The following is a 13,188-nucleotide window of genomic DNA, read 5'->3' as shown; positions in this document are numbered from 1 at the left end:
TTTGTGCCTTCTGACTTTCCCAAAAATCACCATCAGTCACAACACACCTACAAACCACCCACACCACGCAAACTCACAATCAATCAGCCAACCTACCTACCCACGCCCCCCCCCCCGCAAGCAAAGCCCCCCCACAACCCTAATCAATCGCCGCAACGCATCAAAACGCCGCCCATACGCCTCATCATTCCCATAGATAAGCTCAACATGCAGACTATCAATCAACGCCAAATAAGCCTCAGCTACCAGCTCAACATTCTGCAATCCCATAGCCGGATAAGCCCCCTCAAGCGAAGCCTGAAAACGCTCACGAATCCCGGCCAAATACCCCTCAAAACCCGACTTAACGCGCTGTTCGATCGACGCCGGTGGGTAAAACGCTGCCCGCAGTAAAAAGCGCAACGCGCAACTTTCGCTGTAGCGACGTTGCAGGTTGTCGATGTACTGCTCGCCCGGCGTCTGGCCGTTTTCTGGCGTGGAAAATTGTGCGTCTACATAGTCCCGCTCACTTTTCAAAGCGCAATTGAGCACGGCGGTATACAGGTCATCCTTGCTGGTGAAGTGCGCGTACAGCGAGGCTTTTTTGATTCCGGCGCTGACGGCGATGTCGTTCAGTGAGGCTGCGTCGTAGCCGCGATCGGCGAAGTGTTGCAGGGCAAGTTGTACGATTCGTTCAGCGGCTGGTGTCAGGGTTGTCGTGGTCATCAATGGCTCTTGTCAGTGGCCGGCAAGGCTGAATGTGGCGTTTCTGCCTTTGGGTAGGCTTATCCAGGTCAGCAGGCACACGAGCAGTGCGCTGATTACCAGGAGGCTCGTCCAGGCGAGGGGGCCGTAGTTTAGAACGACTGCCGATAGCGGTGTGGCACTCGATGAGATGGACAGTTGAATGGCGCCCAACAAGGCGGCGGTGGAGCCCAGCGCGCGTTCCTGGGAGGACATTACCAGTGACATCAGTGTCGATTCGGCAATGCCCAGGCCAAACAGTGCCAAGGCCATGCCTGCCGCAATGCCGGGTAAGCCGACGTTGGTGGCGGTTGCCAGCAAGGTGATGAGGGCGCCGCTCGCCATGCAGCCTACACCCAGTAAGGTCAGCCGGTTCATGCCTAGGGTGGTGATGAGTCTGCCGGCGAGCATGGCGCCAAACAAGATGGCAAAGCCTGTCACGCCAAACAGGATGCCAAACGACTGCGCGCTCAGCCCGTAGGTTTCTTGATACACCAGCGTTGCGCCGCCGATGTAGGCAAAGAGGAAGAAGAACACTGCGGCCACCGCAAGGGCAGGCAACAGAAAGTGGCGATCCTTGGCGATCTTCACGTAAATGCGGCACGCCGAAGTCAGTTTCAGCGGCTCGCGCTTGTCCGTTGCTAGGGTTTCCGGGAGGTTCAGCCAGCTGTTCAGCAACACCGCTACGCCCAGAATCGCAAGGGTGAGCATTACCGCACGCCAGCCAAACCAGGTGTCGATAAAGCCACCCAGCGCCGGGGCCAGAATGGGTGCCACGCCCTCGATGGTCATCAGCAGCGCGAACAGTTTGGTCGCTGTCGCCCCCTGGCTAACATCTCGAACCATGCTCATGATCACCACCAATGTCAGCGCAGAGCCCAGGCCTTGTACAAAGCGAAAGCCAATCAAGGTGTTGAGTGTCGGTGCCCACGCCGAACCCAGCGAGCACAGGATGAACAACACAAGGCCAATCAGCAGGGGGCGTCTGCGTCCGTAGGCATCGACGAACGGCCCAAACAACAGTTGTCCTGCGCCCATGGCCAGGAGGAAAAACGTCAGGGTGAGCTGAGCGCCCGCAAAGCTTGCGTGGTAATCACGGGCAATTTCCGGAAGGCTTGAAAGGTACATGTCGACAGCCGAAGGGCCCAAGGCGCCCACTACTCCCAAGCCAATCGCCAACTTCAGTGGCACCTGTTCCGATTGCACGGTGTTCATCATTTCAATCCGTTAATTTAACTGCTACCTACCGGTCGGTAGGTTTGCGCATCATAGTTGCGCTCACTTCAGCGGTCAATGAACGCCGAGGCCCAACAGCCAACCACGAATTGGACCTACCCCTCCCCCCACGGGCGCCCGACCATAGTCTTGCGAGGCATTACTCCTGAACCCAACTTGGCCCCCGAGCGTGCAGAATGAAGTTCAGTTTTATAGACAACAGCAAGCCAAGCCGTCGACGTGTACTGCGCGACGCCATCACCCTAGCGTTTGCAGCCTCGCCGTTGGCGAATCTGGTTAACGCGGCCGGCAAAGCCGGATCATCCGCCTCCAATGCCGAAGAAGTGACCTTCGCCGCCGGCCCGCGGCCGCTGGTGCAGTACCCGCAGAAGCGACCCTTGACCTTGGTGACCACGCGTCCGCCGCATCTGGAAACGCCATTCGCCGTGTTCAACGAGGGGCCGATCACGCCCAATGATGCGTTTTTCGTGCGTTATCACCTGGCTAACTTCCCCACCAGCATCGATCCAGACACCTACCGCCTGACGATCAAGGGCTCGGTGCAAACGCCGCTGTCACTTTCTCTCGCTGAGCTCAAAGCACTCGCCGAGCCGGTGGAGGTGGTGGCCGTCAATCAGTGCTCGGGAAACAGCCGTGGTTTCTCGATGCCGCGGGTGTTCGGCGCGCAGTTGGGTAATGGCTCAATGGGCAATGCCCGCTGGCTTGGGGTTCCACTCAAGGCAGTGCTGGAGAAGGCCGGGGTCAAGGCCGACGCCAGGCAAGTGACCTTTCGCGGGCTGGATAAACCCGTGCTGGCGAGCACCCCGGAGTTCATCAAGGCCCTGGACATTGGTCATGCCCTCGGCGGTGAGCCGATGATCGCCTGGTCAATGAACGGCACCGACCTGCCCTTCCTCAACGGTTACCCGATCCGTCTGGTGGTGCCCGGTTATTTCGGCACCTACTGGGTCAAGCACCTGAGCGAGATCGAAGTGCTCGATCACACCTACGACGGTTTCTTCATGGCCAAAGGTTACCGCGTACCGGACAACGACTGTTTGTGCATTGCACCCGGTACCACGGCGGCGCAAACCAAGCCGATTTCGAAAATGCCGGTGCGCAGCTTTATTACCAGCGTAAAGCAAGGCGATGTGTTGCCGCTCGATACACCGGTGGTGCTCAAAGGCATAGCCTTTGATGGCGGCGACGGGATCAACACGGTGCAGCTTTCTGTCGACGGTGGCAAAAGCTGGCGTGAGGCTCAGCTGGGCCAGGACCTGGGCCGTTTTTCCTTTCGTGAATGGACGCTGCCCGTCACCCTCGCCCACAAGGGCGCCACCCAGTTGATGGTACGTGCCACTAACCGGGCAGGCGAGGTGCAGCCGCTGCGCGCCGACTGGAACCCCGGGGGCTACCGCCGCCACGTCGTCGAAACCAGCCACGTTACTGTCGCCTGAAGGAGCTTGCATGAAACGTCTGATCACTTTGCTGTGCACGGCGCAGATTTGTTTGGCTGGCGTTGCGAACGCGGCACCGCTGTCGATCACCTTGCCGCCAGAAACCGCTGCGCTCAAACCCAGTAGCCTGCCCGGTTATCCGTTGGCCCAGCAAAAATGCTCGACCTGCCATTCCGCCGATTACATCAATTTCCAGCCGCCCGGAATGACCTTGGCGCAGTGGACGGCAGAAGCCAGCAAGATGCAGCACGTGTACGGTGCGCCTATCAGCGATCAGGATGTGAGCATTATCGGTGCTTACCTGGCGGTGACCTACGGCAGTGCCCAGGCAAGCGATGCCGAGGTGCAGGCTGCCAGTTCGCCGAAGGTACAGGCGCCTGTTGCGAACGTCGACGCCACAGCGCTGTTGCAGAACAATGCGTGCCTGTCCTGCCACGCACTCGATCACAAGGTGGTAGGCCCGGCGTATCACCAAGTCGCCACCAAGTATGCAAACGATCCGCAGGCGATGACCAAGGTAGCCGCCAGCATTCAGCAGGGAGGTTCCGGGAAATGGGGGCAAACGCCCATGCCGCCTTACGCGCAGTTGAGCGCGGAAAACCTGCAGACCCTCGCCGCGTTCATACTGGCTCAGTAAGCCCTGCCGAGGTCAGTGTTTAGGCCGATGTCTGCGCCAAAAGCCCCGGTAGCGAACCCCAGATCAAGCTGATGCCTGCTAGCGCCATCAGCACAAAGACTATCCAGCGCACCGTCCTCGGCGACAACTTCGGCGGATAGCGCCGCACCAGCCAACTGACCAGCAGCACCAAGGGCAATGCTTCGGCGCTCAATAGCAGCGTGGACATGTGCATTTGTCCTTGGGCGACCACCAGGCCCAGACGCGCCGCCGCATTGGCGGCGAAAACGGTGACCAGGGTATTACGGATAATTTCGTAACCCAGGGGCTGGCGATACAGGTGGAAAACAATCGGCGGCCCGCCACTGGAAAACAAACCATTAAGCAGGCCGCATAGCCCCCCGGCTAGCCAGAACGAAGGCTGTCGCGACAGTCGTGTCTTCGGCTTGTTCTGCACCACCAGCATGAAGCTGGCGGCAACGATCAGTACCCCTAGCAGAACCCGCAGCCAGGTTATCTGGCTGCCGCTCAACGCACCCAGCCCCCATATCCCCAGGCTCACGCCGAGCAGGCTACTGATCAGTACCGGCATCAGCACTGCACGGTCCAGCTGCGGTTTCGGCCCGCCAAGCGTGGCCATGGCATTGCCCAGGGTGAGGATGCTGATCACCACCGCCACCTCTGTCAGCGGCACCATGTGCAACGAGGCAATCAACCCCATCAGAATCAGGCCAAAGGCAAAACCGGTCAGGCTCTGGGCAACCGTTGCCAGGGCCACACAACCCAGAAAAATCAGATGCACTTGCAGGCTCATACCGCCTCCACTGCTGGTTAAGCCAGACTGCCGCCGCACAGTTTCTGTGGCGGCGGCAGTCGGCAGATCAGGCGGGGGTGATGAGCATCACCCATGGTGCAGGCTTACGCCAGCCATTTGACCGCAATCAGAATCAAGGCCGCGAGAAACAACGTTTCACTGACCAGTAGGGTCGCTGGACGCCAACCGACTTCCAACAGTGCCTTCAATGAGGTTTTCATCCCCAGCGCGGCGATGGCGGTCACCAGGCACCAGCGCGACACATCGCCGGCAAAGGCCTGGATCTGCGCCGAGGCGATGCCGCTGCTGTTGATCGCCACGAACACGACAAAGAAGATGATGAACAACGGCAACGGCAGCGCCGGGCGCGGACCGCCATCGCCGCGCTTGCGCAACAGCAGCGACAGGCTGAACACGATCGGTACCAACATGGCCACGCGCAACAGTTTGACCACGGTTGCGGTGTCGCCGGTTTCCTCCGACATGCTGTAGCCAGCACCCACTACCTGGGCCACGTCATGAATAGTTGCGCCAAGAAATATCCCGGCCTGATGGGCGTCCAGGCCAAGCCATTGAGCAATAGGCGGGTAGGCAATCATGGCGATGGTGCTCAGTGCGGTCACACTGATCACCGTGAAAATAATATTGCGCTCGCTGTTCTTGTCCTGCGGCAATACCGCAGAAATGGCCAAGGCCGCCGACGCGCCGCAGATGCCGACACTGCCACCGCTGAGAATACCGAAATCACGCGACTGGCCGAGCAGTCGAGACAAGAGGATGCCGAAACTGATGGTCAGGAAAACGGCACCGATCACCACCGCCATCAACGTACCGCCCAGCGAGAGGATTTGCTCCACGGTAATGCGCATGCCCAGCAGCGCCACGCCACAGCGCAGGATGGTACTGGAGGTAAAGCGAATACCGGCGACTGCCCGCCCCTCCTCGGAGAGAAACCCCAGGGCCATGCCCAGCAACAGGGCCATCAACATGACCGGCGCACCGTAATGTTCAGAAAGGAAAGTGGCGCTGGCGGCAACAACAACCGAGGCAAGAATGCCCGGCAACAACAGGCTGAGTTTCTGCTGCCGACGTGCCAGCCACGACATCGAGGGCTGGGCCGTGTCGAGCGACGGGCTGGGCATAGGCGGGATTGTGTGATGCTGTTTTATTTTCATTGTGTCAGCTACACCCTGTGGTTATGAAATCACTGGGTTTGATGCTAGAGAAATCAACTTCTTCTCATTAGGACCACGTCGACACCGTCTTAGGGGCCAGTCGGCCGCTGCGCGCAACGCCCCGCGCTGCCTGGCTTTGCGCTGCCCATAGGCGCAGTTACCACGACTGCCATGCCTGATGCAGGCACGGTCAGTGGGTAACCGGGGAGACCTTTATAAAAGGCGTCAGATTGAAGCCTGCGACGCATTGAAGGGACGACAACTCAATCGGATAACTGCTGCAGGCGCTGGCGTGTTTCGGCACTGTATTGCACAGCGGCCACAGGAACCCGATCATCAATGGCACTGCGAATCTGCTCGACGTCGGCCTCGCTGAATGCACCGCACAATTCGATCAATTGCACATGCCGGGTCAATAACTCCTGGGCCACCAGCACCGCTTCCTCGATGCTGGCAACACCACACACGGTTGCCGCGAAGGCATCGGATTCCAGTTGCCCGTTGTGGGTGAGGAACTGCATGCCGGGTGCCTTGAAGATAAAGCCATAACGTTGCACAGCCATCATCGTTCTCCTGGTGAAATGAACTTGCTCAACTGGCAGCCTGCAGTTGGTTGCGCAACTGACGACGATAGTCGATAAAAATGGACGACAGCGCACAGGATGCCAAGCGCGCCTCCAGCGGGTCGGCACGCGAGGTGAGAATGATCGGCACCCGCGCCCCCAGCACCAAGCCAGCGGCCGTGGCGCTCATGAAGTAGACCATTTGCTTGAACAGAAAATTACCGGCTTCCAGGTTCGGCACCAACAAGATATCGGCATTACCCGCCACCTCACCGCCGATACCTTTGATTCGCGCAGCTTCCAGCGATACCGCGTTGTCGAAGGCCAGGGGACCTTCCACGCAGGCGTCGCCCAAGGCACCGATCGTCGCCAGTTTGGCAAGCTCTGCGGCATCCTTGCTGGACGGCATGCTAGCCACCACTTCTTCAGTACCCGACAACACCGCCATGCGCGGCTTTTCATAGCCCAGGGCATGCATCAGCTCGATGGCATTGCGGGCGATGTGAATCTTGTCGACGATCGTTGGCTGTACGTTGATTACCGCATCGGTGATCGACAATGCCTTGTTGCTGCCCGGCAATGTCATATGAAACACATGACTGAGACGGCTGGCCGAACGCAGCCCCACCTCGCGTTTGAGCACTGCACGCAGCAATACATCGGTGTGCAGATGCCCCTTCATCAGTGCTTGCGCAGTGCCTGATCCCGCCAGCATGCAGGCGGTTTCGGCGCACTGCACCTCGTCGCTGACATGCTGTATGCGCAGGTCGTGCAGGTCCCAGTCCAGTACATCGGCCAGGGCCCGAATGCGCCCCTGGTCCCCGACCAGCACAGGCTCGATAAGCCCTTCATCGCACGCCCGCTTGGCACCGCTGAGGCTGAGCAGGTTGACGGGATTGACCACCGCAGTGACCACGCGCGGCAGCGCCTTGGCGCGGTCAAGCAGGAATGCCGGGCATTCCGGAGGAATAGTGCTCAACATGCTTGGATTCCTGATTGTTCACAGTCGAAGCTGCAACAGCGCCCGAAGGCGCCGCGGCAGTGTTTCAGGTGTCCGGCATCATCCGGTCACTTTGGCGACTTAGACGTAGTCTTTGTACTTCTCGAGGAAACGCACCGGCTTGGACAGCGCATCGCGGCGGAACGGATCGCCCAGTTCACGTGTGCACATGATCTCGATCACCGTGGTCTTGCCAGCCTTCTGTGCCTCACAGGCGGCCTGCAGCGCCGGGCCGACGTCTTCAAGACGGTCGACGGTGACGCCTTCGGCGCCCATCGAGCGCGCAATGCCGGCAAAGCTCTGGTTTTCCAGCTCGCCCGCAACGAAGCGACGGTTGTAGAAGTCCACCTGGTTCTTCTTCTCCGCGCCCCACTGGCGGTTGTGGAAAACGATCGAGGTAACCGGGATGTTCTCGCGAACGCAGGTCATGATTTCCATCATCGACATGCCCCAGGCACCGTCGCCGGCGTAGGAGATGGCGGTGCGGTGCGGTGCCGCGACCTTGGCGCCGATGATGGTTGGCAGCGCGTAACCGCAGTTACCAAAGCTCATGGCAGCGAAGAACGAACGTGGCTTCTCGAAACGCAGGTAGCTGTTGGAGACCGAGTTGATGTTGCCAATGTCTGTAGACACCATGGCATCCGCCGGCATGGCTTTTTCCAGTTCGCGCAGCACTTGGCGCGGGTGCAGGTAGTTGCCTTCTTCGCCGCTTTGCTCCTTGATCATGTCCAGCGAGAACTCGTCCTTCTCGTGGATCCAGGCGCTCAGTTCGGTTTCCCAGTCATATTTTTCTTTGGCGATTTCCTCGGCGCGCGCCCCTTTGTTTTCCAGGCACAGCACGTCGAGGCTCTCCAGGCGACCGAGCAGGTTGACCGCTGCAGCCTTGGCGTCGCCGCAGATACCGACGTTGATTTTTTTCACCAGGCCGAGCATTTTCGAGTCGCAGTCGATCTGAATGACTTTCGCCTGCTTTGGCCAGTAATCCAGGCCGTGCTGCGGCAAGGTACCGAATGGGCCCAGGCGGGTACCCAGGGCCAGGACCACGTCAGCGCGCGACAGCAGTTTCATTGCTGCCTTGGAGCCCTGGTAGCCCAACGGGCCGCACCACAGCTGGTGGCTGGCCGGGAAGGAGTCATTGTGCAAGTAGCTGTTGACCACCGGTGCGCCGAGGTATTCGGCGAGCGCCTGGCAGGCTTCGACGGCATCACCCATAACCACACCGCCACCGGAGATGATCACCGGGAATTTTGCCGACGCCAGCAGTTGGGCGGCTTCGGCCAGGCTTTGCTCGCCACCGGCGCTACGCTCGATACGAATCGGCGTAGGGATTTCAACGTTGATATCGCCGTAGAAGAAATCCCGTGGAATGTTCAGTTGGGTCGGGCCATTTTCCTGCATCGCCCGATCGAAACAGCGGCCGGTCAGTTCAGCCATGCGCGCAGGGTTGGGCACATGGGCCTGGTACTTGGTGATGGTCTCGAAGAACGGCAGTTGCTGGGCTTCCTGGAAGCCGCCCAGGCCCTGACTCATGGAGCCGGTTTCTGGGGTAATGACGACTACCGGGCTGTGCGCCCAGTAGGCGGCAGCGATGGCGGTGACGAAGTTGGTGATCCCAGGACCGTTCTGCGCAATGCACACACCGTGACGCCCACTGACCCGCGAGAAGCCGTCAGCCATGTGCCCGGCACCTTGTTCGTGGACCACCGGGATAAAACGGATACCGGCGGGTGCGAAGATGTCCATCGCATCCATGAAGGCCGAACCCATGATGCCAAAGATATCGGTGACGCCATTGGCAACCAGTGTTTCTACCATTGCTTCGCTAGGGGTCATGCGTGGCATATCGATCTTCCTCTCGTTACTTAAGGTACGGCGGCTGCGCCGCCAATGACTCGGGGCTCAGCCTTTCAGCGCGACGGCTGCATAGGAATTGGTTTCAGGACAGGTGCGCTGTGCAGCCGGAATGCTCGGGCCGATGGCCAGGTACGAGGGGGCGGCGCGTAGTGCGTGGGGCTTGATGGGGTTAGCTCCGTTAAGCATGCCGATCTCTCCGATTGTTGTTGTGATGGAGTTTTGGGGCAGGTCGAGCGAGCCGCCCGTGCTTTGCGTTGAGGCAAGGACCGGCTGGCTTGGAGCTAGAGTAGGAGTCGGAAGTAAGCGGCAGATAGGACCAGTTGGGAGCCACCTGTTAAGCCAGTGGGTCCAGATGCGTGAGCAGGTAAAGCCAGTTTTGGCAGGGGCACAAAAAAACCGGGCACGCCACGCCCCCGCCGAACGGTGTTCGACGTGGCGTGATCAAGGACAGTGGCGGGCTTAGTGCTTAGCTGATCTGCTCGATGAGCTCGGCAAGCAGTTTGATCCCCGGACGAATGCGCTCGGCTGGAATCGACGAGTACCCGAGACGGAAGTAGTTGAGCGGCGGTTGCTCACCAAAGAAATGAATATCGCCGGGCTCAATCAAGATGTCGTGTTCAGCGGCGACTTTTTGCAGACGTCGTGCGTCGAGGTTATCGGGACCTTTGACCCAGTAGCAGGAGCCGCCGAAGCTCGGTTCCTTGGACGACTCCGGCAAGTACTCTCGCAAGGCCGCGCCCATCTGCTCATGACGTTCCTCGTACGCGCGCATCAGGCTCATGATCAACGCATCGTGGTAGCCGCGCTCCAGGAACAGAGCCACCGAACGCTGATTGTTCGCCGCCGGATGGCGCACCATCAGCCGCCGCAACGCCCGTGCCTCTCGGATCAGCGCTTCGGGCCCGACCAGATAGCCAACCCGCAGGCCGGGGGCCAGGGTTTTTGACAGGCTACCGACGTAGAGGACACGATCATTCTTGTCCAGGCTCTTGAGTGCCGGGATCGGATTGCCTTTGAAGTTGGTCTCGCTTTCGTAGTCGTCTTCAATGATCAGAAAATCGTGCTCATTGGCCCGCTCCAGCAACTCGTAGCGACGCTCCAGGGGCATGGTCACGGTGCTCGGGCACTGATGGCTGGGCGTGGTGTAGATAAGGTCGCAGTCATTGAGCTGATCGCTGAGCATCAGCCCCTGGTTGTCCACCGCCAGCGCCTGAACCCGCGAAGGGTTGAGCATGGCGATATTGCGCACGTCCACGTAACCGGGCTCTTCAATGCCCATCAAACTGTCGGGGCGCAACAGTAGACGCGCCAGCATGTACAGCGCGTGCTGGGCACCAACCGTGACCAGGATCTGCTCAGGCGAAACCCAGACGCCACGGCGTGGCAACAGCCGAGTTCTGATCTGCTCCATCAGCAACGGATCGTCGTTATCGAAGCGATCCGAGGCCCAATCACGAATCGCCGGAATGCTGACCGCATCACGACAACACTCACGCCAGTTGGCGGTCGGAAACAGCGCCGGATCGAACTGGCCGTAAATAAAGGGGTATTTATAATTCTGCCAATCCCGCGGCTTGCTCATATTGCGTTGCTGCGACGGTTGCATCACCAGGCGCTGTGACCAGTCCGGCTTGGTGGTCACCGACTCATCCTGCTGCACACGCGGCGTTTCCACCTTGCGCGCCAGAATGTCCGGATTCACATAGTAGCCGCTGCGCTCACGGGCCAGCAGGTAACCATCGTCGAGCAAGTGTTCGTAGGCGAGCACTACCGTGTTTCGGGCGATGTTCAACTGTTTGGCCAGCTTGCGACTGGAGGGTAAGGGACTGTCGAGCGGAATATTGCCGTTGAGAATGACTTGAGCGATCTGCTCGCGCAGTTGCTGCTGCAAGTTGGTGGTTTTATCGGCGGACAAATGGAACAGCTGGAACATAGCGGCCTCGACTGAACGGACGACAAGCACTGGTACCGCACACCACTCGGCCAGTCACTTCAGAATGCTCTTGCCAGCAAACCGCTGACGCAGCGATCGCAAAGCAGACTAGCAACAACATCTCGACAAGACTATCCGGCGCGCCACTATTAACGCCGCAGACACGCCAAAACCGGCCCGTCAATGTAACTCGGGGCCGGTTTGCTCAAGGTTCGAAGCGTTATGGATTAGCGGCAAGACGGCCAAAGGCAGCGTCTAGGGCGGCGATAATCACATCCAGGTCCTGCTGTGTGGCGATCAATGCCGGGCTGAAACATAGGGTATTGTTAAATTGCTCGAAGCTGCGGTTGGTACGCCCGATCATCACGCCCTGACGCATGCAGTCGGCAGCGATGGCAATGGCTACGCTTTCGGCCACCGGCTCCTTGGTCTTGCGGTCCTTCACCAGTTCCATGCCACAGAACAAGCCTTTGCCGCGCACATCGCCAATGATCGGATACTTGTCCTGCAGTTCGCGCAGGCGCCCCATGAAGTACTCGCCCATGTGGGTGACATTCTCCAGCAGGCCTTCATCTTCGATAATCCGCATGTTCTCCAGTGCGGCCGCCGGGCCTGCCGTGCAGCCACCGAAGGTGCTGATGTCACGGAAGTAGCCCATGCGATCGTCAGCGTCACCCTTGAAGGCTTCGAACACTTCCTCGGTGGTCACCGTGCAGGAGATTGCCGCGTAACCGCTGGCCACACCCTTGGCCATGGTGACGATGTCCGGCTTGATGCCGTAGTGCTGGTAGCCGAACCATTTGCCGGTACGCCCCAGACCACAGACCACTTCGTCGATGTGCAGGAGGATGTCGTACTTTTTGCAGATCGCCTGAATGGCCTCCCAGTAGCCTTCTGGCGGGGTGATGACGCCGCCCCCGGCGGTGATTGGCTCGAGCACTACGGCACCCACGGTATCCGGCCCTTCGGCAAGAATCACTCGCTCCATTTCCTGGGCTGCACGCAGGCCGTAGTCGGCTACCTCACCGAACTGCGAGCGGTATTCGCAGCAGTGTGGAAACTCGACGAAACCCGGGGTGAAGGGACCGTACTGGTTCTTGCGCTCAAACTGACCGGTAGAACTCAGCGCCGTGATGGTGGTGCCGTGGTAGTCACGTTCGCGAAATAGAATCTTGTGTTTTTTGCCGCCGTACTTTTTGTGCGCTATCTGCCGGACAATCTTGTAGGCCTTCTCGTTGGCCTCGGAACCTGAGTTGGAGTAGTACACCCGGCTCAGGCCCGGCATCTTCTCGATCAGTTTCTTGGCGAACAACGCACCAGGAACACTGCCTGCCGAGCCTGCGAAAAAATTCATCTTCGCCAACTGATCGCGCACGGCGTCAGCAATGCTCTCACGGCCATAACCAACGTTGACGGTCCACACCCCGCCAGACACCGCATCCAGGTATTCATTGCCCTTGATGTCCCAGACGCGTAGGCCTTTGCCTTCAACGATCATCAGCGGATCGTTCTGCTCCAGTGGTTTGTGCTGGGACAGGTGGTGCCAGACGTGAGCGCGGTCACTGGCCAGGGCTTCGACTGCATCGAATTCGTGCGCTGTTGTTTTCATGCTTACCTCTCGACTGGTGCATTTTTATTGTTGGTCACCGGGCAGCAGACACGCTCCAGGCAGCCGCATACGAGGGAGCAGTACTCGGCATCGCAACGCAGCACTGCCCGATCCACCCCTGGAGAAGAAACTAAGAACAAGCGGCGCGCGCAGTTAGATCCAGTTGTTGGCCATTCGTGATGCCAGCCCTCAATCACCGCACTGGACTAGCGCAGCAGCCGCGACTGGT

At 59.4% G+C, this 13,188-nt stretch carries 12 protein-coding genes; 2 read left to right on the top strand and 10 right to left on the bottom strand.

Annotated features, from left to right (window positions below):
* Positions 1-96 precede the first annotated feature (96 nt).
* Positions 97-705: a TetR/AcrR family transcriptional regulator gene (locus H8F21_RS11420; RefSeq protein ID WP_203584358.1), complete on the bottom strand. Its 609-nt coding sequence runs from the start codon at positions 703-705 to the stop codon at positions 97-99.
* A 12-nt stretch (positions 706-717) separates the two neighbouring features.
* Positions 718-1,938 (bottom strand): multidrug effflux MFS transporter, encoded by a 1,221-nt coding sequence (locus H8F21_RS11415; RefSeq protein WP_203584357.1) that lies wholly within the window; start codon positions 1,936-1,938, stop codon positions 718-720.
* A gap of 197 nt (positions 1,939-2,135) precedes the next feature.
* On the opposite strand from H8F21_RS11415, the gene sorA reads away from it, so the two are divergent.
* Both sorA and sorB read left to right on the top strand, forming a co-directional pair.
* Complete coding sequence (gene sorA / locus H8F21_RS11410; RefSeq protein WP_203584356.1) at positions 2,136-3,395, top strand: SorA family sulfite dehydrogenase catalytic subunit; 1,260 nt, start codon at positions 2,136-2,138, stop codon at positions 3,393-3,395.
* Positions 3,396-3,405: 10 nt separating this feature from the next.
* Positions 3,406-4,032 carry a SorB family sulfite dehydrogenase c-type cytochrome subunit gene (sorB, locus tag H8F21_RS11405; protein WP_203584355.1) on the top strand — a complete coding sequence of 209 codons (627 nt, stop codon included), beginning with the start codon at positions 3,406-3,408 and terminating at the stop codon, positions 4,030-4,032.
* A gap of 19 nt (positions 4,033-4,051) precedes the next feature.
* On the opposite strand, the gene H8F21_RS11400 is transcribed toward sorB, so the two are convergent.
* The 8 genes from H8F21_RS11400 to H8F21_RS11365 form a co-directional block, all read right to left on the bottom strand.
* Complete coding sequence (locus H8F21_RS11400; protein WP_203482726.1) at positions 4,052-4,825, bottom strand: sulfite exporter TauE/SafE family protein; 774 nt, start codon at positions 4,823-4,825, stop codon at positions 4,052-4,054.
* A gap of 104 nt (positions 4,826-4,929) precedes the next feature.
* Positions 4,930-5,967 (bottom strand): YeiH family protein, encoded by a 1,038-nt coding sequence (locus H8F21_RS11395; protein ID WP_413243033.1) that lies wholly within the window; start codon positions 5,965-5,967, stop codon positions 4,930-4,932.
* Between the two features lie 296 nt (positions 5,968-6,263).
* On the bottom strand, positions 6,264-6,563 hold the full coding sequence (locus H8F21_RS11390) for a DUF6506 family protein (RefSeq protein WP_203482727.1): 300 nt from the start codon (positions 6,561-6,563) through the stop codon (positions 6,264-6,266).
* A gap of 28 nt (positions 6,564-6,591) precedes the next feature.
* Positions 6,592-7,545 carry a bifunctional enoyl-CoA hydratase/phosphate acetyltransferase gene (locus H8F21_RS11385; protein ID WP_203584354.1) on the bottom strand — a complete coding sequence of 318 codons (954 nt, stop codon included), beginning with the start codon at positions 7,543-7,545 and terminating at the stop codon, positions 6,592-6,594.
* Between the two features lie 99 nt (positions 7,546-7,644).
* Positions 7,645-9,405 (bottom strand): sulfoacetaldehyde acetyltransferase, encoded by a 1,761-nt coding sequence (gene xsc, locus H8F21_RS11380; protein ID WP_051270569.1) that lies wholly within the window; start codon positions 9,403-9,405, stop codon positions 7,645-7,647.
* Between the two features lie 57 nt (positions 9,406-9,462).
* Entirely contained in the window at positions 9,463-9,603 is a 141-nt protein-coding gene (locus tag H8F21_RS11375; RefSeq protein WP_168198426.1) for a hypothetical protein, read from the bottom strand.
* 280 nt (positions 9,604-9,883) lie between these two features.
* Positions 9,884-11,350, bottom strand: a complete 1,467-nt coding sequence (gene pdxR, locus H8F21_RS11370) for a MocR-like pyridoxine biosynthesis transcription factor PdxR (RefSeq protein ID WP_203482730.1) — start codon at positions 11,348-11,350, stop codon at positions 9,884-9,886.
* A gap of 220 nt (positions 11,351-11,570) precedes the next feature.
* Positions 11,571-12,959: an aminotransferase family protein gene (locus H8F21_RS11365; RefSeq protein ID WP_203584353.1), complete on the bottom strand. Its 1,389-nt coding sequence runs from the start codon at positions 12,957-12,959 to the stop codon at positions 11,571-11,573.
* Positions 12,960-13,188: the final 229 nt, after the last annotated feature.

Source organism: Pseudomonas arcuscaelestis (genome assembly GCF_016881005.1).
Taxonomy (GTDB): Bacteria; Pseudomonadota; Gammaproteobacteria; order Pseudomonadales; family Pseudomonadaceae; genus Aquipseudomonas; species Aquipseudomonas arcuscaelestis.
This window is presented reverse-complemented; position numbering and strand designations above follow the sequence as displayed.

Excerpts from the sequence above, each read along its gene's own strand:
- H8F21_RS11420 (WP_203584358.1), bottom strand. The coding sequence starts at position 705 with ATGACCACGACAACCCTGACACCAGCCGCTGAACGAATCGTACAACTT.
- H8F21_RS11415 (WP_203584357.1), bottom strand. The coding sequence starts at position 1,938 with ATGAACACCGTGCAATCGGAACAGGTGCCACTGAAGTTGGCGATTGGC.
- sorA (WP_203584356.1), top strand. The coding sequence starts at position 2,136 with ATGAAGTTCAGTTTTATAGACAACAGCAAGCCAAGCCGTCGACGTGTA.
- sorB (WP_203584355.1), top strand. The coding sequence starts at position 3,406 with ATGAAACGTCTGATCACTTTGCTGTGCACGGCGCAGATTTGTTTGGCT.
- H8F21_RS11400 (WP_203482726.1), bottom strand. The coding sequence starts at position 4,825 with ATGAGCCTGCAAGTGCATCTGATTTTTCTGGGTTGTGTGGCCCTGGCA.
- H8F21_RS11395 (WP_413243033.1), bottom strand. The coding sequence starts at position 5,967 with ATGCCCAGCCCGTCGCTCGACACGGCCCAGCCCTCGATGTCGTGGCTG.
- H8F21_RS11390 (WP_203482727.1), bottom strand. The coding sequence starts at position 6,563 with ATGGCTGTGCAACGTTATGGCTTTATCTTCAAGGCACCCGGCATGCAG.
- H8F21_RS11385 (WP_203584354.1), bottom strand. The coding sequence starts at position 7,545 with ATGTTGAGCACTATTCCTCCGGAATGCCCGGCATTCCTGCTTGACCGC.
- xsc (WP_051270569.1), bottom strand. The coding sequence starts at position 9,405 with ATGCCACGCATGACCCCTAGCGAAGCAATGGTAGAAACACTGGTTGCC.
- H8F21_RS11375 (WP_168198426.1), bottom strand. The coding sequence starts at position 9,603 with ATGCTTAACGGAGCTAACCCCATCAAGCCCCACGCACTACGCGCCGCC.
- pdxR (WP_203482730.1), bottom strand. The coding sequence starts at position 11,350 with ATGTTCCAGCTGTTCCATTTGTCCGCCGATAAAACCACCAACTTGCAG.
- H8F21_RS11365 (WP_203584353.1), bottom strand. The coding sequence starts at position 12,959 with ATGAAAACAACAGCGCACGAATTCGATGCAGTCGAAGCCCTGGCCAGT.